General features: G+C 58.5%; 29 protein-coding genes. 17 read left to right on the forward strand and 12 right to left on the reverse strand.

From position 1 onward, the window contains the following. Positions 1–11: 11 nt before the first annotated feature. The 8 genes from ispF to C7436_RS18205 all read left to right on the forward strand — a co-directional run bounded on the left by ispF (position 12) and on the right by C7436_RS18205 (position 7,001). Complete coding sequence (ispF, locus tag C7436_RS18170) at positions 12–491, forward strand: 2-C-methyl-D-erythritol 2,4-cyclodiphosphate synthase (protein WP_121208680.1); 480 nt, start codon at positions 12–14, stop codon at positions 489–491. After that, a complete protein-coding gene (gene truD / locus C7436_RS18175; protein WP_121208681.1) occupies positions 488–1,543 on the forward strand; it encodes a tRNA pseudouridine(13) synthase TruD in 1,056 nt (351 codons plus the stop codon). Before ispF ends, truD begins: the two co-directional genes overlap by 4 nt. A gap of 20 nt (positions 1,544–1,563) precedes the next feature. Then, positions 1,564–2,334, forward strand: coding sequence for a 5'/3'-nucleotidase SurE (gene surE / locus C7436_RS18180; protein ID WP_014421915.1), 771 nt, complete (start codon positions 1,564–1,566; stop codon positions 2,332–2,334). Further along, on the forward strand, positions 2,331–2,987 hold the full coding sequence (locus tag C7436_RS18185) for a protein-L-isoaspartate(D-aspartate) O-methyltransferase (protein ID WP_121208682.1): 657 nt from the start codon (positions 2,331–2,333) through the stop codon (positions 2,985–2,987). The genes surE and C7436_RS18185 overlap by 4 nt, the downstream gene beginning before the upstream one ends. Further along, positions 2,987–3,976, forward strand: a complete 990-nt coding sequence (locus C7436_RS18190; protein WP_121208683.1) for a DUF368 domain-containing protein — start codon at positions 2,987–2,989, stop codon at positions 3,974–3,976. Before C7436_RS18185 ends, C7436_RS18190 begins: the two co-directional genes overlap by 1 nt. Before the next feature lie 290 nt (positions 3,977–4,266). Beyond that, the gene (locus C7436_RS18195) at positions 4,267–5,037 is read left to right on the forward strand and encodes a peptidoglycan DD-metalloendopeptidase family protein (RefSeq protein WP_170155448.1); all 771 of its coding nucleotides are present in this window, start codon (positions 4,267–4,269) and stop codon (positions 5,035–5,037) included. A 194-nt stretch (positions 5,038–5,231) separates the two neighbouring features. Beyond that, positions 5,232–6,230 (forward strand): RNA polymerase sigma factor RpoS, encoded by a 999-nt coding sequence (rpoS, locus tag C7436_RS18200; protein WP_011784446.1) that lies wholly within the window; start codon positions 5,232–5,234, stop codon positions 6,228–6,230. A 195-nt stretch (positions 6,231–6,425) separates the two neighbouring features. Continuing rightward, complete coding sequence (locus C7436_RS18205) at positions 6,426–7,001, forward strand: chalcone isomerase family protein (RefSeq protein ID WP_011784447.1); 576 nt, start codon at positions 6,426–6,428, stop codon at positions 6,999–7,001. A 71-nt stretch (positions 7,002–7,072) separates the two neighbouring features. On the opposite strand, the gene nth is transcribed toward C7436_RS18205, so the two are convergent. Genes nth through metG form a run of 8 tightly spaced genes read right to left on the reverse strand, consistent with a single transcriptional unit; the run spans position 7,073 to position 15,284 of the window. Further along, entirely contained in the window at positions 7,073–7,711 is a 639-nt protein-coding gene (gene nth / locus C7436_RS18210) for an endonuclease III (protein WP_011784448.1), read from the reverse strand. A gap of 16 nt (positions 7,712–7,727) precedes the next feature. Continuing rightward, complete coding sequence (locus tag C7436_RS18215) at positions 7,728–8,444, reverse strand: electron transport complex subunit E (RefSeq protein WP_023007890.1); 717 nt, start codon at positions 8,442–8,444, stop codon at positions 7,728–7,730. A 2-nt stretch (positions 8,445–8,446) separates the two neighbouring features. Next, the gene (rsxG, locus tag C7436_RS18220; RefSeq protein ID WP_121208685.1) at positions 8,447–9,148 is read right to left on the reverse strand and encodes an electron transport complex subunit RsxG; all 702 of its coding nucleotides are present in this window, start codon (positions 9,146–9,148) and stop codon (positions 8,447–8,449) included. A 2-nt stretch (positions 9,149–9,150) separates the two neighbouring features. Then, positions 9,151–10,203: an electron transport complex subunit RsxD gene (gene rsxD / locus C7436_RS18225; protein ID WP_121208686.1), complete on the reverse strand. Its 1,053-nt coding sequence runs from the start codon at positions 10,201–10,203 to the stop codon at positions 9,151–9,153. A gap of 20 nt (positions 10,204–10,223) precedes the next feature. Then, positions 10,224–12,053, reverse strand: a complete 1,830-nt coding sequence (gene rsxC, locus C7436_RS18230) for an electron transport complex subunit RsxC (RefSeq protein ID WP_113880484.1) — start codon at positions 12,051–12,053, stop codon at positions 10,224–10,226. After that, positions 12,053–12,631: an electron transport complex subunit RsxB gene (gene rsxB / locus C7436_RS18235; RefSeq protein WP_023007886.1), complete on the reverse strand. Its 579-nt coding sequence runs from the start codon at positions 12,629–12,631 to the stop codon at positions 12,053–12,055. Before rsxB ends, rsxC begins: the two co-directional genes overlap by 1 nt. Before the next feature lie 13 nt (positions 12,632–12,644). Next, positions 12,645–13,226, reverse strand: coding sequence for an electron transport complex subunit RsxA (rsxA, locus tag C7436_RS18240; RefSeq protein ID WP_014421904.1), 582 nt, complete (start codon positions 13,224–13,226; stop codon positions 12,645–12,647). A 21-nt stretch (positions 13,227–13,247) separates the two neighbouring features. After that, positions 13,248–15,284, reverse strand: coding sequence for a methionine--tRNA ligase (gene metG, locus C7436_RS18245; protein WP_023007885.1), 2,037 nt, complete (start codon positions 15,282–15,284; stop codon positions 13,248–13,250). A 180-nt stretch (positions 15,285–15,464) separates the two neighbouring features. Here metG and apbC point away from each other — a divergent pair, with 180 nt between their 5' ends. The 4 genes from apbC (at position 15,465) to C7436_RS18265 (ending at position 19,314) form a co-directional block, all read left to right on the forward strand. After that, on the forward strand, positions 15,465–16,565 hold the full coding sequence (gene apbC, locus C7436_RS18250; protein ID WP_022991706.1) for an iron-sulfur cluster carrier protein ApbC: 1,101 nt from the start codon (positions 15,465–15,467) through the stop codon (positions 16,563–16,565). 246 nt (positions 16,566–16,811) lie between these two features. Then, a complete protein-coding gene (gene dcd, locus C7436_RS18255) occupies positions 16,812–17,378 on the forward strand; it encodes a dCTP deaminase (RefSeq protein WP_011784457.1) in 567 nt (188 codons plus the stop codon). Further along, positions 17,375–17,974 carry a YjaG family protein gene (locus C7436_RS18260; RefSeq protein ID WP_022991707.1) on the forward strand — a complete coding sequence of 200 codons (600 nt, stop codon included), beginning with the start codon at positions 17,375–17,377 and terminating at the stop codon, positions 17,972–17,974. Before dcd ends, C7436_RS18260 begins: the two co-directional genes overlap by 4 nt. A 62-nt stretch (positions 17,975–18,036) precedes the next feature. After that, complete coding sequence (locus tag C7436_RS18265; protein ID WP_121208687.1) at positions 18,037–19,314, forward strand: valine--pyruvate transaminase; 1,278 nt, start codon at positions 18,037–18,039, stop codon at positions 19,312–19,314. Here the strand turns inward: C7436_RS18265 and C7436_RS18270 are convergent. The 3 genes from C7436_RS18270 to purM all read right to left on the reverse strand — a co-directional run bounded on the left by C7436_RS18270 (position 19,311) and on the right by purM (position 21,848). Continuing rightward, positions 19,311–20,051, reverse strand: a complete 741-nt coding sequence (locus tag C7436_RS18270) for a DUF3108 domain-containing protein (protein ID WP_023007882.1) — start codon at positions 20,049–20,051, stop codon at positions 19,311–19,313. The two genes, C7436_RS18265 and C7436_RS18270, sit on opposite strands and share 4 nt — an antisense overlap. A 73-nt stretch (positions 20,052–20,124) precedes the next feature. Beyond that, the gene (gene purN, locus C7436_RS18275) at positions 20,125–20,787 is read right to left on the reverse strand and encodes a phosphoribosylglycinamide formyltransferase (protein ID WP_014421897.1); all 663 of its coding nucleotides are present in this window, start codon (positions 20,785–20,787) and stop codon (positions 20,125–20,127) included. Next, positions 20,784–21,848 carry a phosphoribosylformylglycinamidine cyclo-ligase gene (purM, locus tag C7436_RS18280; RefSeq protein WP_014421896.1) on the reverse strand — a complete coding sequence of 355 codons (1,065 nt, stop codon included), beginning with the start codon at positions 21,846–21,848 and terminating at the stop codon, positions 20,784–20,786. Before purM ends, purN begins: the two co-directional genes overlap by 4 nt. A gap of 188 nt (positions 21,849–22,036) precedes the next feature. Between purM and C7436_RS18285 the strand changes: the two genes are divergently transcribed. From C7436_RS18285 to C7436_RS18305, 5 genes are read left to right on the forward strand one after another with little or no spacing between them, the layout of a single operon-like run. After that, on the forward strand, positions 22,037–23,356 hold the full coding sequence (locus C7436_RS18285) for a DUF2066 domain-containing protein (protein WP_121208688.1): 1,320 nt from the start codon (positions 22,037–22,039) through the stop codon (positions 23,354–23,356). Between the two features lie 21 nt (positions 23,357–23,377). Next, a complete protein-coding gene (locus C7436_RS18290) occupies positions 23,378–23,938 on the forward strand; it encodes a CDP-alcohol phosphatidyltransferase family protein (RefSeq protein WP_121208689.1) in 561 nt (186 codons plus the stop codon). Then, positions 23,935–24,633, forward strand: a complete 699-nt coding sequence (gene hda / locus C7436_RS18295; protein ID WP_113880478.1) for a DnaA regulatory inactivator Hda — start codon at positions 23,935–23,937, stop codon at positions 24,631–24,633. The genes C7436_RS18290 and hda overlap by 4 nt, the downstream gene beginning before the upstream one ends. Before the next feature lie 43 nt (positions 24,634–24,676). Next, complete coding sequence (locus C7436_RS18300) at positions 24,677–25,474, forward strand: ParA family protein (protein ID WP_011784466.1); 798 nt, start codon at positions 24,677–24,679, stop codon at positions 25,472–25,474. A gap of 10 nt (positions 25,475–25,484) precedes the next feature. Next, positions 25,485–25,826 (forward strand): YqcC family protein, encoded by a 342-nt coding sequence (locus C7436_RS18305; protein ID WP_121208690.1) that lies wholly within the window; start codon positions 25,485–25,487, stop codon positions 25,824–25,826. Positions 25,827–25,842: 16 nt separating this feature from the next. Here the strand turns inward: C7436_RS18305 and nadC are convergent, their stop codons facing one another. Continuing rightward, the gene (nadC, locus tag C7436_RS18310; protein ID WP_113880477.1) at positions 25,843–26,682 is read right to left on the reverse strand and encodes a carboxylating nicotinate-nucleotide diphosphorylase; all 840 of its coding nucleotides are present in this window, start codon (positions 26,680–26,682) and stop codon (positions 25,843–25,845) included. Between the last annotated feature and the right edge of the window lie 221 nt (positions 26,683–26,903).

Raw genomic sequence — 26,903 nt, forward strand, 5'->3', positions numbered from 1 at the left:
CGGAGATGATCATGCGCATTGGTCAGGGCTTTGATGTCCATGCCTTCTGTGAGGGCGATTCTGTCATTCTTGGGGGTGTGACAATTCCCCATAGCCACGGTCTGAAGGCGCACTCGGACGGGGATGTTCTGTTGCATGCGCTTGCGGATGCGCTGTTGGGCGCGGTGGCGCTGGGTGATATTGGCCATTTCTTTCCGGATTCCAGCGAGGAGTGGGCCGGCGCAGACAGCCGGGATTTGTTGCGGCGGGTGATGCAGCGGGTGCTGGATGAGGGCTACGCGGTTAACAATATTGATTCCACAATCATTGCCCAGGCGCCGAAAATGGCGCCCCATATAGAGGCGATGCGGATGAACATTGCCGAGGATCTGGGCGTGCCTGCTAATCGGGTGAGCGTGAAAGCCACCACCACAGAAAAGCTGGGTTTTACCGGGCGAGGGGAAGGCATTGCCTGTCAGGCGGTGTGTCTGCTTGAGGCGGTTTCCCAGTGAGTGAGGATTCTCAGTGGCTGTTGGACTGGCCGGTGTCTGGCGGAGCCCGGGTTGGTCGTGCTGACCTGAAAACGTCGCCAAAGGATTTTCGGGTTGCGGAGTTGCTCTGGCCGGAGCGGGAGGACGATGCCGCGGCGCCAGGTCCGATTGAGGTATCCGGCGACGGTGAGCACCTTTGCCTGCGGCTGGAGAAAACCGGTGACAATACCGAGTACGTCGCCCGGGAGCTGGCGGCATTGGCGGGCTGTCGTTCTTTCGATGTTGGTTTCTGTGGCCTGAAAGATCGGCATGCGGTGACGGTTCAGTGGTTCAGTCTTTATCGGCCTGGCCAGGAAGCGGACGATCAGGCGTTGATGGCAGAGGTTGGCCAGCGTTGGTCGGTTCGGGCCGCGGTTCGCCATTCCCGCAAACTGAGGCGCGGCGATCATCAGGCCAATGGTTTTGAGATTGTGCTGCGCAATGTGACGGGCCAGCGTGAGCTTGTGGAAGCCGGGCTTGCGCGGTTGGCGAGTCAGGGCGCCCCCAATTATTTTGGCCCCCAGCGGTTCGGTTTTCAGGGAGCGAATCTCGACCGTGCTGTACAGATTGATCCCTCACGGCTCAATCGCAAGCGCGGACGCGCTGGCAGAAGCGCGTCGAAAAACGTATTGTACTTTTCGGCGGCACGTTCCTGGCTGTTCAATCAGGTACTTGCGGAGCGGGTCAGCAATCGAACCTGGACTGAGGTGTTGGCGGGAGAGCCGGAACCCTCAGGTGCCGGGCCAACCGGACCACTGTGGGGCGATGGCGGTACGCTGGCCTCGGGCGAGCAGGAATCCCTTGAGCGTGGCGTGGTGGATGCCTGCCCGGCGTTGACCAGGTTGTTCCAGTCCACCCGCATGAAACCGGAGCGTCGCCCCCTGGTAGCCCGCCCGGGAGAGTTCAAATGGCAGTGGCTGGATACCACCACCCTGCGAATTCAGTTTGTGTTGTCGCCCGGGCAATATGCCACAACGGTATTGGGTGACCTTTTCGAGCTTGAGGACCTGAGCCTCAGCCGTGATAACAAGTAGTATGGCTAGCGGAGATAATTGTGCGAATTCTGTTGTCCAACGACGATGGCGTTCATTCGCCGGGTCTGGTGGCGCTGTATGAGGGTCTGAAGGGCCTCGGGGAGCTGGAAGTTGTTGCCCCGGACCGGGATCACAGCGGTGCCAGTAATGCCCTGACACTGAACCGACCTCTTACGGTAGAGCAGCACCCCAATGGTTTCCGGTCTGTCGACGGAACGCCGACAGATTGCGTACACCTGGCCGTTAACGGTTTGTTCGACACGGCGTTTGATCGGGTGGTGTCGGGCATCAATACCCACGCCAATCTTGGTGATGACATCATCTACTCGGGCACAGTGGCTGCTGCTACAGAAGGGCGCCATCTGGGGCTGCCTGCCATTGCTGTATCGCTGGTCAACAATGGCCACTTCCATTACGACACGGCTGCCCGGGTAGTGCGGCTGTTGCTGGAGTACAAGCAGGCCCTGAAACTGGGCCCCCGTTCCATTCTCAATGTAAATGTGCCGGATCTGCCCTGGGAACAGCTTAGCGGGTTCCGCGTGACCCGTCTGGGACACCGTGAACGGGCCGAAGGTGCGGTGCCGATGACCTGCCCGAGAGGCAAGCAGAGATACTGGATAGGGGCAGCGGGGCAGGGCGGAGATGCAGGCCCGGGTACGGATTTTCATGCGGTGCGTGAGGGCTATGTGTCCATCACCCCGGTGCACATCGATATGACCCGGCACGAAGCCTTGTCCGGCCTCAGGGAATGGGTTGACGGTCTGGATATGACTACCGGAGGTCAGTCATGACGGCCCAGCTCGAAGGCATTGGTATGACCTCACGGCGCACGCGCATGCGTCTGGTGCAGCGTCTGCGTGAGGGGGGAATAGAGTCTGACCGGGTGCTTGAGGTGATTGGCCAGGTGCCCCGGCATATCTTTCTGGATGAAGCGTTGTCACATCGGGCCTACGAGGATACCTCGCTGCCCATCGGGCATGGCCAGACTCTTTCCCAACCCTACATCGTCGCCCGGATGACTGAGCTGTTGCTGGCCCATGCGCCGCAACGGGTGCTGGAACTGGGGACCGGCTCCGGCTACCAGACGGCCGTGCTTTCGCAACTGTTCCCCGAGATCTACAGTGTTGAGCGTATCCGCCCGCTCCAGGATCGCGCCCGGGACCGGCTGCGCCAGTTAAGCGTGCGCAATGTCCTGTTCAAACATGCGGATGGTGGTATGGGCTGGCCAGAACGAGGGCCCTTCGATGGCATCATCGTAACGGCAGCCCCGGTGGAGGTTCCCAGAGAACTGCTGGATCAGCTGGCCGATGGTGGCGTGCTGATAGCCCCGGTGGGGGAAGAGAATCAGGTGTTGGTTGAGATTATCCGCAAAGGCAATCGCTTTGAGCGCCACAACCTTGAACCGGTGCATTTTGTGCCTTTGTTGGGTGGAGTTATCCGTTAATGTCAGAACCGTCGGTGTCGGAAACAGACCAGAACCAGACTGAGTATCATCATCGCCTGCCTGCGATATTTCTGAGGGGCATGGCGATGGGTGCCGCGGATATTGTGCCAGGTGTTTCCGGTGGCACCATTGCCTTCATCACCGGTATCTACTTCCGCTTGCTGGAGGCCATCAGTGCCGCGCCCGTAGCCTTTGTGCGCCAACTGGTGCGGGGTAATGTGGCCGGCTTCTGGCGAGCCATCGACGGAACATTTCTGGTGTGCCTGCTGGCGGGGATTGTCTCGAGTGTTGCCAGTCTGGCCTCTGTTATTACCTGGTTGCTCGAAACCCAGCCGGTTCTGATATGGAGCTTCTTTTTCGGTTTGATCGTGGCCTCGGTCTGGCATGTTGGTCAGCAGATCCAGCGCCCTCGGGCCGGTTTGCTCGTGCCGTTTGTGGCGGGGGCTGTCTTTGCCTGGTGGGTGACGACCTTGCCGGCCAGTGAACTTGCGCCCACGGGTATTGCCTTCCTTGGAGCTGGCGCGCTGGCCATCTGCGCCATGATTCTGCCCGGAATCTCTGGCAGCTTCCTGCTGTTGATTATCGGCATGTACGCCCCCGTTCTTGCCGCGATCAAAAATCTTGAACTGATCCATCTGGGGCTGTTTGTGCTGGGTTGCCTGATTGGGTTGTTGTCGGTTGCGCGCCTGATTACGCTGGCCTTTCGGCATTTTCACGACACAGTGTTAGCGCTGCTCACCGGCTTTATGGTGGGCGCCTTGAGTAAGGTTTGGCCCTGGCAGGAAACCCTCAGTTGGCGTACCAACAGTGCCGGGCATCAGGTACCGTTGAGCCAGACCCCGGTGACACCGGAAACCTGGACAACGCTTTACGGGCAGGATCCCCAGATTCTGCTGGCGTCGTTAATGGCGGCGCTCGGGCTGGCCTTGGTATTAGTGATTGAATTGGCCGGCAAAAAGGCAACGCCTGCGGAGAGTGGTTCTGCCTGAGCAAGATAAAACGTTACCTGGCGCACAAAAGGACTGTTCCCGAGGGTAACAATCCTGTGCACAGGGTAACTTGGAATTGCCCGATAATCGTGCAATATATTAGTAAGTTAGTCCTGAATGATAAGAAACTGGATAAAACCAGGGCTATTCTTAAGACGGATTTTTCATAACCGGGCAGCTTTTAATACGTGACTCTTTTTAACGGGCGCATTCAATTTGAGCATTTCCCCGTTTGGTGGTCTGAAGTCCCGGCTTCTGAGCGCCGGAGCCCTCCATTGTTCCGGGTCCTCATGACGGCGCTTCTGGTCCTCGCCGTGCTTGTGCTCTCTGGCTGCAATACCAGTGCAATCTATCAGGACGATCTGTATAACCCCCCGGTTTACTGGGGCTCCCATGTGGTCAAAAAGGGTGAAACCCTGTATAGGATCGCCTGGCAGTACGGCCGGGACTACCGGGAGCTGGGTAATGCCAATGGCATCGGGCCGCCCTGGAATATTCGTCCGGGGCAGGTGCTTCGACTCGATCGCAAGGGCACGATCCCCCGGACCGCGCGGACGACCGCGCCCTCCAGGCCCGCGGCATCACCACCCCCTTCCCGTTCAGGTGCAGGCGCGACGGTGTCGAAACCGGCTGCCAAACCCGCGACCTCCGCTCCGACGGCCAGGTCATCCGGTAGTCAGGTGGTGGCCAATGTGCGGTGGCACTGGCCGCATTCTGGCACTGTAATTGCACACTTTTCTTCGTCTGGCAAAGTCAATAAAGGCATTGATATCGCCGGCAATCCCGGTGATGCTGTCAAGGCGGCGGCTGATGGAAGCGTGGTGTACGCAGGAAACGGGTTGCTAGGTTATGGCAATCTGATTATCGTGAACCATAACGAACATTATTTGAGCGCCTACGCACACAATCGGAAAATTCTCGTTAAGGAAGGGGAGGGTGTGAAAGCTGGACAGGTAATCGCCGAACTGGGCAATACCGGAACCGACAAACCGAAGTTGCATTTCGAGATACGCAAGAATGGCAACCCGGTAGATCCATCCAGGTATTTGCCAAGGCGCTGAAAAACGCGCACGGGCCCGAGGCCCGGAGGGTATTACCCAACAGCCTGACTGAAACCGCGAAACAGAAGAACAAAAACGGCAACGGTAATTGCCAGCCAACAAGTAAATGTCCTGAAGAAAACCAAAACTGAAACACTCCCGGAATAAAAAGAAGTAGCGGGTGACAACAGGATTATTGAGAGGCGGGGTAAACAATGTCAGTAGAACAGGAAGATATCATCATTGATCGCGTAGCAGATCTGGAAGACGCCGACGATCAACTGTTAGCCGAAGACAAGCCTGAAAAAGCTTCTGCTGAAGACGAAACTGCAGAAGTCGAAGACGGATTTCCCGCACAGGGAAAGTACTACTCCAACCAGAAGCAGCTGGATGCCACTCAGCTGTACCTCAACGAAATTGGTTTTTCTCCCCTGCTTACTCCGGAAGAAGAGGTGTACTTCGCGCGGCTTGCCCGTAAAGGGGAAGAGAGCGGCCGTAAGCGCATGATCGAGAGTAATCTCCGGTTGGTGGTCAAGATTGCGCGCCGCTACGTCAACCGTGGGCTGACACTGCTTGATCTGATCGAGGAAGGCAACCTGGGGCTGATTCGGGCGGTTGAGAAGTTCGATCCCGAGCGTGGATTCCGTTTCTCCACCTACGCTACCTGGTGGATTCGCCAGACCATCGAGCGAGCCATCATGAACCAGACCCGCACCATCCGTCTGCCGATTCATGTGGTCAAGGAATTGAACCTGTACCTGCGGGCCGCCCGTGAGCTGACCCAGAAACTGGACCATGAACCGACCGCGGAAGAAATTGCCCGCATGGTCGACAAGCCGGTTGACGACGTAAAACGCATGCTCGGCCTCAACGAGCGCGTTGCCTCCATGGACACTCCGATCGGGGCTGGCAGTGACAAGTCCCTGATGGATACCGTGGCCGATGAGGGCGCGTCGGATCCTGCGGATCTGCTGCAGGACAACAACATGTGTTCATGCCTGGAGAAGTGGATTGATCAGCTCAGCGACAAACAGCAGGAAGTGCTTTCCCGCCGTTTCGGGCTGAGGGGCTATCCCATCAGTACCCTGGAAGAGGTTGGCCAGGAGATTGGCCTGACCCGGGAAAGGGTGCGGCAGATTCAGGTGGAAGCCTTGCGTCGCCTGCGGGAGATCCTTGAGAAAGAGGGATTGTCCGGAAGTCTGCTGTTCAAATAGACTGGATTGACGAGATCAGTGAAAAAGCCGGCCATGGAAACATGGTCGGCTTTTTTGTTAAATGTGGCGGCAAATGAGAACCAGGTGGCGATCAGGCCGCAAAGTTCGTTGTTAGAATGGGCCACCGGGCAGATCTAGGGAGTCGCCCTGGTGTCGAATGAAACACTCAATAATAACGATCGAAAGGAAAGGACTATGAAGAAGGCTCTTACTGCAGGATTTGCATCCCTTTTGCTAACCGGTGTTCTGTCAGCCCCGGCTTCCGCCCTGACCGTAGGGGATGTCGATGTGCCCGATACCTATTCTGCCATGGGGCAGGAACTCAAGCTCAATGGCGCCGGCACCCGTTCCAAGTGGTTTATGGATCTTTATGTGGGTGGTCTCTATGTACCTGAACAGGTGAGCGATGGCGAAGCGGTTATCAACGCTGATGAGCCCCAGGCCATCACGCTGCACATTACCTCGGGGATGATCACCAGCGAGCGCATGACCGAGGCGACCATGGACGGCTTCAAGGCATCCACCGATGGTGACCTGTCTGCTATCCAGTCGGATGTGGACCAGTTCATGGCGGTATTCCAGGAAGAGATCACCGAAGGTGATGTGTTTGATCTGGTTTACCTGCCCGGCGAAGGCGTTCGCGTACTCAAGAACGGCGAGCAGAAAGATACCGTTGGCGGCCTGGAGTTCAAGAAGGCGCTGTTTGGTATCTGGCTGTCAGACAAGCCCGCCCAGGAAGACCTGAAAGAGAAAATGCTGGGCCAGCGTTGATCGCAACCCAGATCTGAAAAAGCCGGCATTCGCCGGCTTTTTTGTTCCTGTCAGTTCGCTTTCAAGACAGTCTACTGGTAGTCCCGCTTCTGCTTGAATTCGCACAGATCCTCAATAATGCAGGCGCCACATTTTGGCTTTCGGGCTGTGCAGGTATACCGGCCGTGAAGGATCAGCCAGTGGTGAGCGTCCATCAGGAACTCTTTCGGCACCAGCCTGAGCAAGCGTTTCTCGACTTCCAGTACATTCTTGCCCGGCGCGATACCGGTACGGTTGGAGACCCGGAAAATGTGGGTGTCCACGGCCATGGCTGGCTGCCGGAACGCTGTGTTCAGCACCACATTAGCCGTTTTACGGCCGACGCCGGGCAAAGCTTCCAGGTCTTCCCGCCGGGCCGGGACTTCACTGCCGTGTTTCTCGATCAGAATGCGGCAGGTCTTGATCACATTCTCGGCCTTGCTGTTAAACAGCCCGATGGTCTTGATGTATTCCTTCAGGCCGTCAACGCCCAGGGCAAGAATTGCCTCGGGCGTGTTCGCTACCGGGAACAGCTTGTCGGTGGCCTTGTTCACGCCTACGTCTGTGGCCTGAGCGGAGAGAATGACCGCAATCAGTAGCTCAAATGGCGTGCTGTAATTGAGCTCCGTGGTCGGATTGGGGTTAGCGTCCCGCAACCGGGAGAAAATCTCGGTACGTTTTTCTTTGTTCATGCTGGCCCGATCTGGTTCAGGAAATAGTGCCGGTTACGCGCACCCGTTTGCTACCTGTGCTGGCCGGAGCGGGTTCGGCGGCTTTTCTGCGTTCTTTGAGGTGATTGTCGATGCCGTTCTTCAGGGCAATCAACAACCCGAGGCCCACAAAGGCGCCCGGTGGAAGCACCATGAACAGCATGTCGGGGTACTGTTCGAACGGCCGGATGACCCAATCCGCCGCCATGGGGCCGAGGAGCAGGTGCATGTCGGCGAACAATGTGCCCTGGCCGATCAGTTCCCTCATAGCGCCCAGCGTCATCAATACCGCAAGGAAGCCGATCCCCATCATGGCGCCGTCCAGAATGGCCGGTAACGGTGGATTCTTGGAAGCAAAGGCATCGGCACGGCCAAGAATGGCGCAATTGGTAACGATCAGCGGGATGAAGATGCCGAGAATCTGGTACAGCTCATAGGTGAACGCTTGCATCAGCAGTTCAGCGCAGGTTACGAACGAGGCAATGATCATGACGAACGCCGGCAGTCGAACGGATTCGCTGACGAAGTTCCGGATAAGGGAGACCGACAGGTTTGAGCCCATTAACACCAATAGTGTGGCCAGGCCCAGGCCGATGGCGTTGACGACCGTGCTGGTGACGGCAAGCAGCGGACACAACCCGAGAACCTGCACCAGGGCAGGGTTGTTGTGCCAGAGGCCATCCTTGATGATTTCGCTGGACGTTTTCGTGCTCATGATCAGGAGTGCTCCGCTGGTTGAGTATCGGCGGCAATGGCTTCCGGAGACAGGCGGCGCTTACCGGGCTCCGGGGGCGCGTTCACCCGTTCGCGGATGATCTCACGGTTCTGGCGAAAATAGACCAGGGTTTTCTGTACCGCTTTCACCACCGCTCTCGGAGTGATGGTGGCTCCGGTGAACTGGTCGAAGATGCCACCGTTCTTCTTCACGTTCCAGGCGTTGGGGGCAGGGTTACCGAGAGACTTCCCGTCAAACGCATAGATCCAGTCAGACTTGCGGGTTTCGATACGATCGCCAAGCCCCGGTGTTTCCTTATGGCTGGTGACCCGAACGCCCAATACCCGGCCTTGAAGATCCAGGCCAACCAACAGGCGGATATTACCGGAGTAGCCGTCTGGTGCCACGGTGGGCAGTATCATGCCGATAGGCCGGCCGTCTTTTCTGGCAACCCAGGCCCGCACGGGGCCTTCAACGGGTAGCCGCTCGCTGGCAGGCAGGGTGACCATATCTCTCAGCAGGTCATTATCATGCTGGCTTTCCGGAATAATCTCGAACAGTGCCCTGGCCTCGGCGCGGGCCGCCTGCTCCTGAATCCGGTCTTTGGTCAGCCCCTGAGTCAGGGCAATGGTGCCGCCGGTAATAATGGCAAACAGGCCCAGGCCGATTGCGCTTCGACGGATGGCGGTGGTTACTGCACTCATGGTCAACCTCCACTCCGGCCCGGGACGCCCCGGCGGGCCTTGTGATGGCCGTAGGTGCGGGGTGGTGTGTAATGGTCGATAAACGGAACCGCGAAGTTCATCAGTAGCACGCTGAACGCGACCGCATCGGGATAGTTGCCCCAACTGCGAATCAGGTACACCAGGACACCGATGCCGGCACCGTATATCAGCTTGCCCTGATGGCTGGTGGCTGCCGAAACCGGGTCGGTGGCAATAAAGAACGCGCCAAGCATGGTACCACCGGCCAGCAGGTGCAGTTGCAAAGGCGCGTACTGGTCGGCGTTGCTGCCAAAGGCCAGGCTCATGGCGGCAATACCGGCCAGGAAGGCAACCGGAATATGCCAGGTTATGATTCTAAGGGCGATCAGCAGGACGCCGCCGGCCAGGAAGGCCAGATTGACCCACTCCCAGCCCCGGGCAATCAAGTTGCCAAAGGTGGGGTGGCCGAGCACTTCCACTGACGTGTGACTGGCAATCTTGTGTTTGTATTCGTCCAGCGGTGTTGCCATGGTCCAGCCGTCGACGGCGGTCTGGCCCCCGGTGAAAATCTTCGCGAGGGTCTCACCAAAGCCGGGCGCGCCGCCCCAGAGCGTGGCTGCTTCGGCCCAGTTGGTGGTCATGGCGACCGGAAACGAGATCAATGCCAGGGCATAGCCCACCATGGCCGGGTTAAAGGGATTGGAGCCCAGACCACCGTAAAGCTGCTTGGCCACTACGATTGCTGAGACCACGGCAATACCGGAGACCCACCAGGGCGTGAACTGGGGCAGGGATAGCCCGAGCAGCAGGCCGGTGACCGCCGCGGTGTTGTCACGCAGGAAAAAGGCGACGGGTTTGCCGCGCAGCTTCAGGAAGGCGGCTTCAGAGCCCAGCGCCAGGGCAATGCACCAGACGACATTGATCAGGTTGCCCCAGCCAAAGAACAGAGTCTGGGCCAGCAGGCCGGGCAGAGCGGCCAGAATGACCCAGAGCATGACCCGTGACGTGGGCCGCGCGCGACGAGCATGGGGTGAGGACTGTTGAGCAAGAGCCATGAAGTTCCAGCCTGATTGAATTATTGAGACGACGCGGGTTCTTCCGCCACTTGCTTGCGAGCCTGATCAAGCGCCTGCTGAGCCCGTTGCACCCGATCATGGTTCTTGGCGACAGCACGTTCCAGTTTCTCAACATTATCCGCCTGCTGAGACCGGGCCTCATCGAGCATGCCCTGCATGGTGTTGAGCTTGGCTTCTGCCTGGGTGAGTTGCTTCTCCAGCGCCTCTATGTCGGGTTTGTCATCGGCCACTTCAGTGCTGCTCGGTACCGGTTGCTCTTTGGTGTCGGCGGCTGTTTTGGCCTTCTTGCGTTCCAGGGCCTGCTGTACCAGGGCGGCTTTGGCTGCCCGGTCGTCGCTTGCCTGGCCATCGGCGGCGGCCATTTCGGCTTCCGCCTGCTTTTTGGCCTGAGCTTCGGCAGCAGCCTTGGCCCGCTCCTTGCGCCGTAATTCCTTTTCCTGTTGCTCCCTTTCCAGGCGGGCCTGACGTGCCTCGAAGCGCTCGCGAGCGCGATCCGCTTTCAGCTGTTCCGCGCGCTGGGTGCGAATCTCGCCTTTGGCAAACCGATAGTACTGGACCAAAGGAATGGAGCTGGGGCAGACGTAGGAACAGGCTCCGCATTCGATGCAGTCGAACAGGTTCAGGTGTTCTGCTTTCTCGAATTCACCCGCCTTGGAATACCAGAACAATTGCTGCGGCAACAGTTCCATGGGGCACGCCTCGGCGCACTGTCCACAGCGGATGCACGGTTGCTCTGGCGGCGGAGCCGGCAGTTCTGCCGCGGTTGCCGCGATCACGCAGTTGGTGGTTTTTACCACAGGCACGGAATCGGTGGTCAGGGTATACCCCATCATGGGGCCGCCAAGAATCAGCCGGTCAAGACGTTCCTGCGCCATCCCTGCCGTTTCGAGCAGGTGATGGATCGGCGTGCCGATCAGGACTTCAAAATTGCCGGGTTCCCGCACCGCCTCGCCAGTAACGGTTACCACACGGGATATCAGCGGCTTGCCCTCAAAGACAGCACGGCCCACGGCGACTGCAGTTCCGATGTTCTGGCACATCACCCCGATATCGGCAGGAATACCGCCACTGGGGACTTCCTGGCCGGTCAGAATCTGTATCAACTGTTTTTCACCACCAGACGGGTACTTGGTGGGCACCACCGCAATTTCAATCTGAGTGCCCGCCACCGCCTTGCGCATGGCGGCAATGGCCTCGGGCTTGTTGTCTTCAATGCCGACAACGCACCGGGAGGGCCGGAGAATCCACGCCATCACTTTCAGGCCTGCAACCACCTCGGCGGCCTGCTCGCGCATGGTCATGTCGTCGGCGGTGATGTAGGGCTCGCATTCCGCGCCGTTGAGAATCAGGGTATCGACCTTGCGATCCCTTGGAGGCCTCAGCTTGATATCGGTAGGAAAACCGGCGCCACCCATGCCGGAAATGCCGGCTTCGCGAATTCGCTGCAGCACCGCTTCCCGGTCAAGTTGTTTGTAATCGTCAATCGGTGACAGGGCGCACCACTGGTCTTCGCCATCCGGTTTCAGTACCACGCACCAGTCCGCCATACCGGACGGGTGGGGAACCGGACGTTGTTCAATGGCCTCGATCACCCCCGAAGTGGGAGCATGCACCGGCACGCCCATGCCATTGGTAACGTCTGCGATTTTCTGACCCTTCAGTACCCGGTCGCCCACCGCAACCACCAACTCTGCCGGTTCGCCGATGTGTTGTTGCAATGGCAATACCAGGCGATCGGGCATGGCGGCCTTGCGGATCGGGCGGGCCGTGGACTGATGCTTGTTCTCGGGCGGATGAATGCCGCCGGTGAAATCCCACAGCTGAGTCATCAGGCGCTGGCTCCCTGGCGATCGGTGGCGATGATTTGGGGCACTGGAGGTGTCCAGGTCCAGGTACGGATATCCGGCTCGATGGTGATCATGTCGATGCAATCCACCGGGCAGGGTTCCACGCACAAGTCACAGCCGGTGCACTCGCTCTCGATAACGGTGTGCATGTGCTTGGCGGCGCCCAGGATGGCGTCTACCGGGCAGGCCTGAATGCATTTGGTGCAGCCAATGCATTCGTCCTCGCGAATAACTGCCACCCGCTTGGCCTGCTCAACACCGTGTTCTGCGTCCAGCGGTTGTGGCTCTACATCCAGCAGGTCGGCCAGCGCCTTGATGGTGCTTTCACCACCGGGCGGACATTTGTTGATGGCGTCGCCGTTGGCAATGGATTCGGCATAGGGCCGGCAGCCGGGGAAGCCACACTGGCCGCACTGTGTCTGCGGCAGCAGCGAATCAATCTGGTCAACCAGTGGGTTACCTTCAACCTTGAACCGTTCAGAGGCAAATCCCAGTAGCCCGCCAAAGACCAGGGCAAGCGCCAGCAGGACCACAACGGCAATCAGGAAACTCGTCCACATAACAACCGCTCCGTCAGACCGCGACCAGGCCGGTGAAGCCCAGGAAAGCCAGCGACATGAGCCCTGCGGTAATCATCCCGATAGCTGCGCCCCGGAAGGCCACCGGCACATCGGATACGGCAATGCGCTCGCGCATGGCGGCAAACAGCACCAGCACCAGGGAGAACCCGACGGCCGCGCCAAAGCCGTAAAGCACAGATTCCACAAAGTTGTTGTTTTTGTTGAGGTTCAGGAGGGCTACACCCAATACCGCGCAGTTAGTGGTGATCAGGGGCAGGAAAATCCCGAGAACCCGATACAGCAGCGGACTGGTCTTGCGTACCACCATTTCGGTGAACTGTACCACCACCGCAATCACAAGGATGAAGGTGATGGTTTTCAGGAAAGCGAGATCCAGCGGGGCCAGCAGGTAGGTGTAGGCCAGATAACTGCACACCGACGACAGGGTCAGTACGAACGTGGTTGCCAGCGACATGCCCATGGCGGTTTCCAGTTTCCCAGAAACGCCCATGAAAGGGCATAGCCCCAGGAACTGCACCAGCACAAAGTTGTTCACCAGAATGGTGCTGACCAGAATCAGTAAATACTCTGTCATCGGAGCGTCTCAGTCTCTGCTTTACATCACCCGCATGCCCGGCACAGCGCCGGAATCCGGAGACAGAATGAAGATATCCTTACCACCGGGGCCGGCCGCCAGTACCATGCCTTCGGACATACCGAACTTCATCTTTCTGGGTTTGAGGTTGGCGACCATCACGGTCATACGACCTTCCAGATCTTCCGGTTTGTAGGCGGACTTAATACCAGCAAACACGTTGCGTTCGCCATGCCCCACGTCAAGAGTCAGTCGAAGAAGTTTGTCAGCGCCTTCCACATGCTCTGCTTTGACAATCTTGACGACTCGCAGATCCACCTTGGCAAAATCCGGGAACTCGATTTCCTCGGCGATCGGTTCGAGATCCTTTGCCGCCTCTTTCTTGCTGTCGCCCTGGGCTGCCGGCAGTTCCTCTTTGGAGGCCTCCAGCATCTTTTCGATCTGATCCATATCCACCCGGTTCATCAGCGGCTTGAACTTGTCGATGCCGTGGTTTTCGAGCAGGGCGGCACGGTTGTTCCAGTCCAGGCGTGAATTCAGGAACGACTGGGCTGCATCGGCGGTCTTCGGCAGTACCGGTGCCAGATAGGTCATCAGCAGGCGGAACATGTTGATGGCGTTGGTACAGATGGCCTGCAGCTGGTCATCCTGGCCGTCCTGTTTGGCAATCACCCAGGGCTGCTCATCATTCACGTACTGGTTGGCAATGTCTGCCAGCTCCATAATCCGACGCATAGCGCGGCCGAACTCACGGGCTTCGTAGAACTCTGCAATCTGTTCACCGGCATCAATAAACTCTTTCAGCTTGTCCTGCTCGGTAACCTTGCCCAGCTTGCCGTCAAAGCGCTTGGTGATAAAACCGGCACTGCGGCTGGCAATGTTCACCACCTTGCCCACCAGATCGGAATTCACCCGGGCGGCAAAGTCTTCCAGGTTCAGGTCCATGTCATCCACGCCGCCGGTCAGCTTCGCGGCGAAGTAGTAGCGCAGGTACTCCGGGTTCAGGTGGTCCAGGTAGGTCCGCGCCATGATGAAGGTGCCGCGGGACTTGGACATTTTCTTGCCGTTCACCGTCACGAAGCCATGAGCCCAAACCGCGGTTGGCGTGCGGAAGCCCGCATCGTGCAGCATCGAAGGCCAGAACAGGGCATGGAAATTGATAATGTCCTTACCGATGAAATGGTACACCTCGGCACTAGAATCCTTCTTCCAGAAATGCTCGAAATCGATGCCCTCGCGGTTGCACAGGTTCTTGAAGCTGGCCAGGTAGCCGATAGGTGCATCCAGCCAAACGTAGAAGTACTTACCTGGTGCATCCGGGATCTCAAACCCGAAATAGGGCGCATCCCGACTGATGTCCCACTCCTGCAGGCCCGCATCCAGCCACTCGGCCAGCTTGTTGGCCACCTGGGGTTGCAGAGCACCGCTGCGCGTCCACTTGCTCAGAAAATCGTGGAACTCCGGCAGTTTGAAGAAGTAATGCTCGGATTCCTTTTCCACAGGGGTAGCGCCAGACACCGCAGAGCGGGGATTGATCAACTCGGCGGGTGTGTAGGTGGCGCCGCAGGCCTCACAGTTATCACCGTACTGGTCTTCGGTTTTGCACTTGGGGCAGGTGCCTTTGATGAAACGATCCGCCAGAAACATCTCTTTTTCCGGATCAAAGAACTGCGTGATCTTGCGCGTGGCAATGTGATCATTGTCCTTGAGCTGGCGGTAGATGTACTCCGAGAAGTACTGATTCTCCTCCGAGTGCGTGGAGTAATAATTGTCGAAACGGATGTGAAAGCCCGCGAAATCTTCCTGATGCTCCTGACGAATCCGGTCGATCAGCTGCTCCGGGGTAATCCCCTCACGCTCGGCCCGCAGCATAATGGCAGTGCCGTGAGCATCGTCTGCACAAACGTAGTAGCAGTTGTGGCCGCGCATGTTCTGGAAGCGCACCCAGATATCGGTCTGAATGTATTCCAGCAGGTGCCCCAGATGAATGGGCCCGTTGGCGTAGGGCAGGGCGCTGGTAACCAGAATATCGCGCTGTTGCTTGCTCGCTTGCGTCATGGTGATGTCCGAACCTTATGTTGAGTCGGGTTGGAAAGACAAAAACGGGGTTCCGGCGCCAATCGCAATTGATTGTTCCAGGTAAAGACCCCATATGGTCAGAAACGGGCACAGATGATACCTTCCGAGCCATCATTTTTCACCTGCATTCAAGCTTATGAGCTTATTCCGGAGACCCCGATGACCCAGATTTCCCAACAGGCCCTCGAAGCCGCCGTTCGCGAATACCGGGACCCCTACCTGAACAAAGACCTGTACGAACTGGGAGCCGTCAAAAACCTGAGCGCAGACGACAGCGGCAACGTGACCCTGATGGTCGAACTGCCATACCCTTCAAAAGGCATCGCTGGTGGTCTGAAACAGATCGTCGCCAACGCTCTGGAGTTTGTCGATGGCGTTGAAAGTGCCGAAGTACACGTAGCCCAGAAAATCCACAGCTACAAAACCAACAAAGACCTGCCGGCCGTCCCCGGTGTGAAAAACATCATCGCAGTCGCCTCCGGCAAAGGCGGCGTGGGCAAATCCACCACCGCCGTCAACCTCGCTCTCGCCCTGCACGCCGAAGGTGCCCGGGTTGGCATCCTCGACGCCGATATCTACGGGCCCAGCATCGGCATGATGCTCGGCGTACCCGAAGGCAAACGCCCGGACGTACGCGAAAACAAATACTTCGTCCCCATGCTGGCCCACGGCCTGCAAGCCAACTCCATGGCCTTCGTCACCACCGACAAAACCCCCATGGTCTGGCGCGGCCCGATGGTCAGCGGTGCGGTGATGCAGTTGCTCCAGCAAACCCTGTGGGATGAACTCGACTACCTCATCATCGACATGCCTCCCGGCACTGGCGATATCCAGCTCACCCTGGCCCAGAAAGTCCCGGTCACCGGCGCCGTCATCGTCACCACTCCCCAGGACATCGCCCTGCTGGACGGCAAAAAAGGCATCGAAATGTTCCGCAAAGTCGACATCCCGGTGCTGGGCGTAGTCGAAAACATGAGCGTCCACATCTGCTCCAACTGCGGCCATGAAGAACCCCTCTTCGGCCACGGCGGTGGCGAACGCATCGCGGAAGAATACGAAACCACCCTCCTGGGCCAGCTACCCTTGCACATGACCATCCGCGAACAGACCGACAGCGGCGCCCCGACTGTGGTTGCCGAGCCGGATTCGGAAGTGGCAAGACGCTACCGCGACATCGCCAGAAGGGTGGGGGCGGAGCTGTCCACCCGCGAGCGGAATCTTGGTGGGACGATTTCCAGTGTTTCCGTAACTGAGCATTAATAAGTCAGGAAAATGTAGAGGAATTCCACTCGAAGGCTGAATCGCGGCATCAGGGTGCCCTGTCCAAAAATTTCGGAGGCCATGGATGGCCGGAGAGAAGCGCACAAGGATGTGCTAGTAGCGGTTTTTGGACAGGGCACCCTGATGCCGCAGCCCCCGCCGTAGCGTTTTTGGAAGCCTTCGACAGACCCTAAGGGAACAGGTAAACTACGCCCCAATTTTCCCAGCTGGAAACGAGAATTCACCATGAGCATCAAATCCGACAAGTGGATCCGCCGGATGTCCGAACAGCACGGCATGATCGAACCCTTCGAAGCCGGACAAGTTCGGGAAAGCGAAAAAGGCCGCGTCATCTCCTACGGCACCTCAAGCTACGGCTACGACGTACGTTGCAGCAACGAATTCAAAATCTTCACCAACGTCCACAGCGCCACCGTAGACCCGAAGAACTTCGACGAGAACAGCTTCGTCAACTACACCGGCGACGTTTGCATCATCCCGCCGAACAGCTTCGCTCTGGCGCGCACCGTTGAATACTTCCGCATACCCAGAAGCGTACTCACTATCTGCCTGGGCAAAAGCACCTATGCACGCTGCGGCATCATTGTGAATGTCACGCCGCTGGAACCGGAGTGGGAAGGTCAGGTAACCCTGGAATTCTCCAACACCACCAACCTGCCAGCGAAAATCTACGCCAACGAAGGCGTCGCCCAGATGCTGTTCTTCGAATCCGACGAAATCTGTGAAACCAGCTACAAAGACCGCGGCGGCAAGTACCTTGGCCAGACCGGCGTGACCCTGCCCAGGACATGAACGCCAACCAGTTTCTCAAAGCCGTCTCACAACTGCAGGGCTGGCGCGAATGCGCCTTCCTGCTGGCCCTGGCCGAACGTTCATTTCCCAACTACGCCCTGTTCGCCGACGCCGTTGGCCTGAAAACCGGCGGCAAGATGCGCCAGTTGCTCGATCTGGCCTGGGACATGCTCCAGAAAGACGTGGCCGATGCCGCCATCCCGCAGCTGCTCAGCAAACTCGAAGCCCTGTGCCCCAATGTCGACGAGTACGATGCCTACGGTGTCTACCCGGCCTTCGATTTCTGCCAGCTGCTTGAGCAGGCGCTGCTGAACCGTCTGAACCCGAACAAGCATCGCGCCACCGAAGCCTCCCAGCTGGCGACCCGCACCGTGATGGATTTTGTTGAAATGTCCGAAGGTGAGGGGCTGGATGAAAACGAACTGGTGCGCGTGTTTGAGCACCATCCACTGCTCAAGGACGACAAACTGTTTCAGCGCGACACCGTCATGGCGCTGAAAAAGCAGCGAACACCCAAAGAAGCCTTCCTGGCTGAACTGCGAGCCGGTGCCGCCAACGACGGTGTCAGTAACCTGGGTATCTCCCTGGAAGGCTGACTAAGGCAACCGAGCTACACTGGCTGTAACCTCCCTCAGTACTTTATTGAACGGAATGAATCATGAAACTCTCTGCTTTCGGTCGTAAATTCACCGCTGATGCCGGCATTACTTCCCTGATGGACGATCTCGGGAATGCCATGGCCTCGGGTGAAGACATGATCATGATGGGCGGTGGTAACCCCGGCCACATTCCGGAGATCCAGCAGAGAGTTCAGAGTATTCTGGCGGAGATGGCATCCAATGAAGCTGACGTGCGTCGGCTGGTGGGTATTTACGACCCCCCTCAGGGGGAAAAGCAGTTTATCGCCGCCCTGGCCGGGCTGTTGAACGAAGAATATGGTTGGGGCCTGAAACCTGAAAACATCGCGCTGACCAACGGCAGTCAGGCCGCCTTCTTCATGCTGTTCAACATGTTTGGCGGCGATTACGGTGATGGCCATCACAAGCATATCCTGCTGCCTCTGGCGCCCGAATACATTGGCTACGCCGATGCGGGTATTGAGCAAGGGCTGTTCCACGCGGTACAGCCGGACATCTCCTTCACCGATGCCCATGAATTCAAATATCGGGTGGATTTTGACGCCTTGGAGGTGACCGGAGAAACCGGCGCTATCTGTGTATCCCGGCCCACAAACCCCACGGGAAACGTCATCACCGATGAGGAGTTGGCCCGGCTGGAAGAACTGGCCCGGCAAAACGATATTCCGCTGATTGTCGACGGAGCCTATGGAACGCCATTTCCGAGCCTGCTGTTTGTCGACGCGCAGCCGACCTGGAATGAGCAGGTCATCCTGTGCCTGAGCCTGTCAAAGCTGGGCCTGCCGGCGGCGCGAACCGGGATTGTTATTGCCGAAGAGTCCATCATCAAGGCACTGTCGGGCATTAACGCCATCATGAACTTGGCCACCGGAAGCTTTGGTGCGATGCTGGCAGAACCGCTGGTGCGCTCCGGAGAGATTTTGTCCCTGAGCCGGGATGTGGTTTGCCCGTTCTATAAAGCAAAAATGGAGCGGGCGGTATCGGTGTTCCGGGACGCCATGGGCGAGGATAGTTGTCGCTGGTACATCCACAAACCGGAAGGCGCCATGTTCCTGTGGCTCTGGTTCCCGGATTTGCCAGTCTCCAGTCTGGAGCTTTACCAGCGCCTCAAGGCTCGGGGTGTGCTGGTGGTCTCCGGGCATTATTTCTTCCCGGGCTTGCCCGAGGACGGCTGGCGTCATCGCCATGAGTGCCTCAGGGTCACCTATTCGCAGGACGATGCCCGGGTGGCTGAGGGGCTGAGAATCATCGCTGAAGAAGTAAAAGCGGTGTGGGCCGAGCAGGGACTGGCCGATTAATCGGCCAGTGTCGCGTCTTTGAGTTTCAGCTCGTACTCGCTGCCGTCCGGCTCTACCTGGAGCAGGCGAACCAGCAGGTAATCCCGGGCCGGATCAAACCACATCAGGGTCTGGCGTTTGGAGTCTTCGTCCCGGACTTTTTCCGCCTTCAGGGTGTTCATGGTGCGGCCATTGTCGCTCAGGCTATCTTCGTCGATGACAGCAAAGCGGTCGTCGTCGTAATCCCCCTTGTCCAGCACCTGGTAGGTGACATCGCGTTTGCCTGCCTTGAGGTCCTGATGGAGTTGCAGTTGGTAGCCCAAGGGGTCCAGGGTGTTGTCTCGTAACTCCACTTCAAACTTATCGCCACGATAGCTGCCGGTGGCAATGCCTGCCTGCCAGTCAAAATCAATGGACTGTTTGCGATCTTTGATCAGGAAACCGGAGAGGTGATAGCGGTAGCGCAGGGGAATCACCTGGCCATCTTCCCAGCGAAAAATCAGTGATTCGTTGATATCGGCGATGAAAGAGTCGACATCCGTACGGTACAGCCAGACGTTATTGCCCTGGTCTGTCAGTTCCCGAACACCCTCGCCGTTGAGGCTGACGCCTTTGGACATGGAGGCGGTGTAGCGGGCCTCATAGGGCACCAGAGGGGCGTAATCTACATCGGCGGCGGACGCCGGCAGCGCAATCATGCCGGCAATTAGGGCTGCCCAGAGCTGAAAACGTGGTTTGTGGGGGTTGTCTGTGTGCATCAAAAAGCCTCTTTGACCGTCTACGCTAGCGACAGTGTAGTTGGTTCGGCGAGGCCTTGTGATGACAATCTGTTCAGTTCGCCGGCAGTCGCATGGGACGCTCGATGGGCGCGCCGTCAAACAGAACGCCCTCAGCGCCTAGCTGAATGCGACCCTCGCAGAACCAGCGCACGACGATGGGGTAGAGCACGTGCTCCTGTTGCTGAACTTTTTCCGCCAGGGACTCCGGAGTGTCATCCTCTGCCACGGCAACTTCCGCCTGGGCGATGACCGGCCCGCCGTCCAGTTCCTCGGTAACAAAGTGAATGGACACGCCGTGGGTACGGTCACCGGCTTCCAGGACCCTTTGGTGGGTGTTCAGGCCGGTGTAGGCCGGCAATAGGGAAGGGTGAATGTTAAGCATCCGGCCACGGAATGCGCGGACAAAGTCGCTGGTCAGAATCCGCATGAAGCCGGCCAGCACCACCAGATCCGGATTGTGGCGAAGGATTTCGGCCAGCAGGGCGGCGTCGAATTCTTCTCGGGAGCCATATTTTGTATGGTCGACCACAAAGGTGGTGAGATTGGCCTGGGCGGCGCGCTCCAGGGCAAACGCGCCCGGTTTGTTGCAGCCAACGGCAATGATCTCACCCGGAAAGTCGCGTTCCCGGGTGGCGTCGATCAAAGCCTGCAGGTTGGTGCCGCTGCCAGAGGCGAGCACCAGGATCTTCGGAACGGGGGCCGGATCTGCCTTCATGCCGTCAAAAGCCCCGGTGCGTAGCGAACAACGGGCTCAGCATCGCTGGATTCGGCTGCTTCCATTACGCCGATCTGCCATACCTTTTCACCCATGGCATTCAGGGTGTCCATGGCCAGTGCCTTCTGGTCTTCCGGTACACAGATGACCATGCCGATACCGCAGTTAAAGGTGCGATACATTTCCTCCTGGGCTACGCCGCCGGCATTCTGAAGCCACTGGAATACCGGGGGCAGCTCCCAGCTCTGGGTGTCGAGTGCGGCTATGGTGCCCTTGGGCAGTACCCGGGGGATGTTCTCGGGCAGGCCGCCGCCGGTAATGTGCGACAGGGCCCGAACATCGACTTCGCGAATCAGTTGAAGCAGATTCTTCACATAGATGCGTGTGGGCGCCATCAGGGCGTCGGCCAGTGTGGTGTCGCCCATCGACTGGCTCAGGTCTGCGCCACTGACTTCGATAATCTTGCGAATCAGCGAGTAGCCGTTGGAGTGGGGGCCGGAGGAGCCCAGCGCCAGCAGGGCGTCACCCGGCTGCGCGCGGCTACCGTCAATGATCTTGTCACGCTCCACAATGCCTACACAGAAGCCGGCCAGATCGTAATCGTCGCCTTCATACATGCCCGGCATCTCGGCGGTCTCGCCACCAACCAGAGCGCATCCGGCCTGCTCACAACCCTGGCCAATGCCTTCAACTACCTGAGCGGCAACGTCGACATTCAGCTTGCCGGTTGCGTAGTAGTCCAGAAAGAACAGAGGCTCGGCGCCGCCGACCACCAGGTCATTCACGCACATGGCCACCAGGTCGATGCCGATGCTGTCATGCTTCTGCAGTTGCATGGCAAGCCGAAGCTTGGTGCCTACGCCGTCCGTGCCAGAAACCAGTACGGGCTCTTTGTAGCCTGCCGGAATCGATACCATGGCGCCAAAGCCGCCGAGGCCGCCGAGTACTTCCGGGCGACGGGTGCGCGCTGCAGTACTCTTGATTCGGTTGACAAGATCGTTACCTGCGTCGATGTCCACGCCGGCATCGCGGTAGGTCAGGGAGGGCTTCTGTTCGCTCATGGAAAATAACCGTAGGCCTGTGAGTCAAGGCGCGGATTTTAACAGGTGCGCACGGGGGCTCCAAATGGAATTGGGAGCACAGGCAATATTGCCGGTTTCAGATTGCCTGACTGCAACCTGTGCTTGCTACTCTCGGCTCTGGTGATGGTGTATCCTGTGCGCCAACCATGGGAATGGCAAGGTGTTTCATGACCGAATCAGTGAAAACAGCCAGGAACGGGCGAGTTGCTGCGTTTCTGTTGGCGGCAGTCTGTTGGGTACTCTCGGCCGGCCCGGCATCGGCGGTCAGCGTGTCGGGACTCTACGCGGCCGATGTTCCGGTTGCAGGCACCTCGGCGGATGCGTTGAAGGCCGGATACGCTGAAGGGCTGCGTCAGGTAATGGTGAGGGTGTCCGGAACCCGTGAGGTGCTGGAACTCGAAGGGATAGACGAGGTATTGGCAGACGCCGAGTCCATGTTGCTGTCTTATCAGGTGAACCGTACCGCGGGGCAGTCACGTTTGCAGATGAGTTTCGGAGCCGTCGGGGTCAACCGCGCGCTGGCGTCTGTGCAGGCGCCGGTATGGGGCGCCAACCGCCCCCTGACGCTGGCCTGGATTGCCGTGGAAGACCGGGGAGACCGGCAATTACTTACCCGTGCAGCGGATTCAGCGCCGGGAAGTAATGAGGGGCTCTGGGCACAACATCTCTTATCAGCAGCGGCCGATCGCGGTCTACCCATCGCCTTCCCGCCGGAGACCTATGCCGGTGACCGGGCCTTGCTGTCGGATTTGTGGGGCCAGTTTGTCGGCCGCATCCAGCAAGCTTCAGACGATCTGTCCCACGACGCCCTGGCTCTGGTTCGTATCAGTCGTTCCGGCGGCCAATGGCGCGCAGGCTGGGTGGTTGAAGGCATGGGGCTCGATGCAGGTGAGCAGTCGGTCAATGCCGATACGCCGGAACAGTTGGCGCAAGCTTTAATCGATCGCTGGACAGAGCAATACGCCAGCCGATATGCGGTCACAGCCGGCGAGGCGGGTGAGGCTCCGAAAGTTGATATGGTGCTTGAGGGTGTAACGACGCTGGCAGATTACGGCCAGGTGACCCGGGCACTGCAGGACATGACTCCGGTAGTGTCTGTTGGTGCGTCACGGGTTCGTGGCAACCGGCTGACCGTGGAGGTGGCATTCTCCGGAGAACTTGACCAGTTGAAGGAGCATATCGCGCTGGACGCACGATTTGTGCCGGCGGAGCAGCCTGCAGAGCCGATAACGGCCAGCAAGAACAGCCAGGCTACTGGCTCGGAAGGGGATGGTACGGCGCAAACAGGCGAGGCCGGTTCCCGGAACGATACCGAAGCATCGGCCGGAACGGATGCGCAGGATAGTGCTGAGACGGCTGGGTTCAGCTATCAGCCCCTGGCTCCGGGCGATGAGCAGGATGCCGAACAGGCTTTTGAGTCTTTGTACCAGGTACTTTATTACCGCTGGCAACCCGCTCCCGGCGCCACTGGCGGCGACCGAAGCTGATGGCTTGATGGAGGCGGCCCGGTGAGTTCTAGGCAGTGGCGCTGGATCCCGAATGCACTGACATTCCTGCGAATGGTGCTGATCGTGCCGTTCGCCGGCGCACTGCTGGAAGGTAACTACCGGCTGGCTCTGGTGATATTCTTCGTTGCCGCACTGACCGATGCCTTTGACGGGTTTCTGGCCCGTCATTTCAACTGGCGCTCCCGGCTTGGCGCTGTGGCCGACCCTCTCGCGGACAAGGCGCTGTTGATTTCGGCCTATCTCATGCTCACCATTACCGGTGTACTTCCGTTGTGGCTGTTTGCCCTGGTGCTGGGTCGGGATCTTGTCATTGTCTGCGGCGGCCTGGCTTTTCATTACGGCATCGGCCGCTTCGATATGGAACCCAGTATTCCGGGCAAGATCAACACGTTTATCCAGATACTGGTGGCGCTCGCCATTATCATCCTGCTGGCGGGTTTGCCCATGCAGCCCTGGGTAATCGACACCGGGATCTGGCTGGTTGCCGTCAGCGCGCTGGTGAGCGGGGGCCACTATGTTGCCGTGTGGAGTTTGCGGGCCTGGAGGGCGAAACGGTCATGAAAGCCTCACAAATGGTATTGGGGGTCAAGCTCCGGGACGATGCCCGCTTCGACAACTTTCACGGTGACCGTAACCGTTCGGCCGCACAGCGGCTGGAGTTGGTGTGCCGGGAGCCGTCGGGGCTTCCGGTGGTTGTGATCTGTGGCGATTCCGATACCGGCAAAAGCCATCTGTTGCAGGCGATCTGCCATGAGTCCGAGCAGATGGGGAAGACCGCCGTCTGCATCAGCATTGTCGAGCTGCTGCCGTTCGGCCCGGACGCCCTGGCGGGCCTGGACAGTCATGATGTGATCTGTCTTGACGATCTGGAGCATGCCGCGGCTGATCCCGGCTGGGAGGAGGCGGTTTTCCACCTGTACAACCGGGTGCTGGATCGCAATGGCCTGCTGGTGGTCAGTCTGTCCGAGGTGCCCGCTTCGCTGCCGTTCGGACTGGCAGACCTGGGATCCCGTCTGGCGCATGGCTTGCTCATTCAGCTGGGCGTGTACCGGGATGAGGACCGGCAGCGAATCCTGATGGCCCGGGCAGAGCAGCGCGGGCTGGTGATGAGCGAGGATGTTGCCGGCTTCATCATGCGCAGGGCCCCGAGAAAGCTGGGTGATCTGCTGGGGCTGCTGGATACCTTGGATGAGAATTCGCTGCAGGCCCAGCGACGTTTAACCATTCCGTTTGTGAAAGCCGTGATGGGATGGTAGCGGTAAAGGGATTAATAACGATAAAGGCCATTGGAGAGACGACATGAGACGGGTTGTATTCAATCAGAAAGGTGGCGTTGGCAAGTCCAGTATCACCTGTAATCTGGCGGCCATCAGCGCCGCAAGAGGAAAGCGTACCCTGGTGGTGGATCTGGACCCGCAGGGCAACTCCACCCACTACCTGCTGGGCAAACCGGCGGCTGAACTGAAAGATACCGTTGCCGATCTGCTGGAGCAGACGGTCGCCTTCAGTGTCTTCAATCGTCGACCTGACGAGTTTGTACACGCCTCGTCATTCGACAACCTGTACGTGTTGCCATCCAGCCCTGAGCTGGATTTTCTGGAACGCAAACTCGAAGCCAAGCACAAGATCTACAAGCTCAGGGAGTTTCTGAAAAAGCTCAGCGACAGTTTCGATGAGATCTATATCGATACCGCCCCGGCCCTGAATTTCTACACCCGTTCTGCCCTGATTGCTGCCCAGCGCTGCCTGATCCCGTTCGACTGCGATGATTTCTCCCGCCAGGCGCTCTACAACATCCTCCATGAAATCCGCGAATTGCAGGAGGATCATAATGAGGAGCTGGTTGTTGAGGGCATCATTGCAAACCAGTTCCAGCCAAGGGCGAGCCTGCCCAGGCAGTTGGTCCGGGAGCTGACGGAGGAGGGGTTGCCGGTGCTGCCGGTACGCCTGTCCAGTTCCGTCAAGATGAAAGAATCGCACCAGAGTCGCCAACCGCTGATTCACATGGCTCCGAAACACACGCTCACACGCCAGTATGAGGATCTATACCGTGTGCTGCATGGGGAGTCTGTTGAGCTGGAGCCATTGGCAGACTGAGAGGAATCCCATGAGTGAAAAAGCACGCCACCTGGATCAGGTGACCGACGGTTTGCTGCAGATTGAAATTGAACTTCGGCAACTGGGTGTCTGGCAGACAGAAGGCCTGCCACCGGAGGCGTTCCAGAGTACACAGCCGTTCTGCCTGGATACCATGGACTTTACCCAGTGGCTGCAGTTCGTGTTTCTTGAAAAAATGAAGGCGCTGGTGGAAGCCGGTCACGCGCTGCCAGAGGTATCTGGTATTGCGCCCATGGCAGAAGAGCATTTCCGTGGGCGTGAGCAGTCCGGCCGTGAGCTGATCTCAGCGCTTGAGGAGATGGATCGGCTGTTGTCCTCTGGCGGCCGCTGATTATTCCGGGACTGGATTACTCCAGGCGCATGGACAAATCGATGGCTCGTACGTCTTTGGTCAGTGCGCCAATAGAGATGTAATCCACGCCGGTTTCGGCAACGGGCACCAGCGTGTGCGCGTTGATGCCACCGGAAGCTTCAAGGCGGGCTTTTCCGGCATTCCGCTTTACCGCTTCAGCCATGTCGGCAAGCGAGAACTCGTCCAGCATGATGATGTCGGCCCCGGCCTCAAGAGCCTGGTCCAGCTCGGCGAGCGATTCGGTTTCCACTTCCACGGGTTTGCCTGGTGCAATGCGGTGCGCTTCGGCGACCGCATTGGCAATGGAGCCGCAGGCGGCAATGTGGTTTTCCTTGATCAGAAATGCGTCCCAGAGTCCCAGCCGGTGATTATCGCAGTCACCGCAAGTCACCGCGTATTTCTGGGCCAGTCGCAGCCCTGGCAGGGTTTTCCTGGTGTCCAGAAGGCGTACGTTGGTATGGGACACCCGGCGAGCGTAATGGGCACAGGCTGTTGCCACGCCAGACAGGGTCTGCAACCAGTTAAGAGCAGCGCGTTCGGCGGTCAGAAGCGAGCGGGCCGGGCCTTGCATGCGGAAGATCACGGCGTTGGCGGGTACGTCGTCGCCATCGTGAAACTGCCACTGGAGTGTCACTGACGGATCCACCTGGTGAAAAACCTCCTCCACCCAGGCGCTTCCAGCCAGGCGGGCGTCTTCCCGGGTGATTACCCTTGCTGTTGCCAGTTTTTCGGCAGGGATCAGCTGGGCGGTGATGTCGCCATCGCCAATATCTTCCCGCAGACTCTGGGCAACGGATTCGATACGGGCCTGGCGCAGCAGTTCGGCAGAAATCATTGGGACGTCCGGAGGTTGATGGTGGCTTGGAAAATTGTGGAGGGCAATTCTACTGCCAGCGCTATCGATTCGCCAAATGGAGGTGTGAGTGGTCTGAAGTGTGATGCAGTTCCTGCTGACACAAAAGGTGACAAATTCTGACACAAGGTGACGACACTCGCCCGTATGATGTAATCCTATAAAGGTTTAAGTACCATCAGCTGATCGATTCCGGAGCATCC

The organism is Marinobacter nauticus (assembly GCF_003634635.1).
Taxonomy (GTDB): domain Bacteria; phylum Pseudomonadota; class Gammaproteobacteria; order Pseudomonadales; family Oleiphilaceae; genus Marinobacter; species Marinobacter nauticus.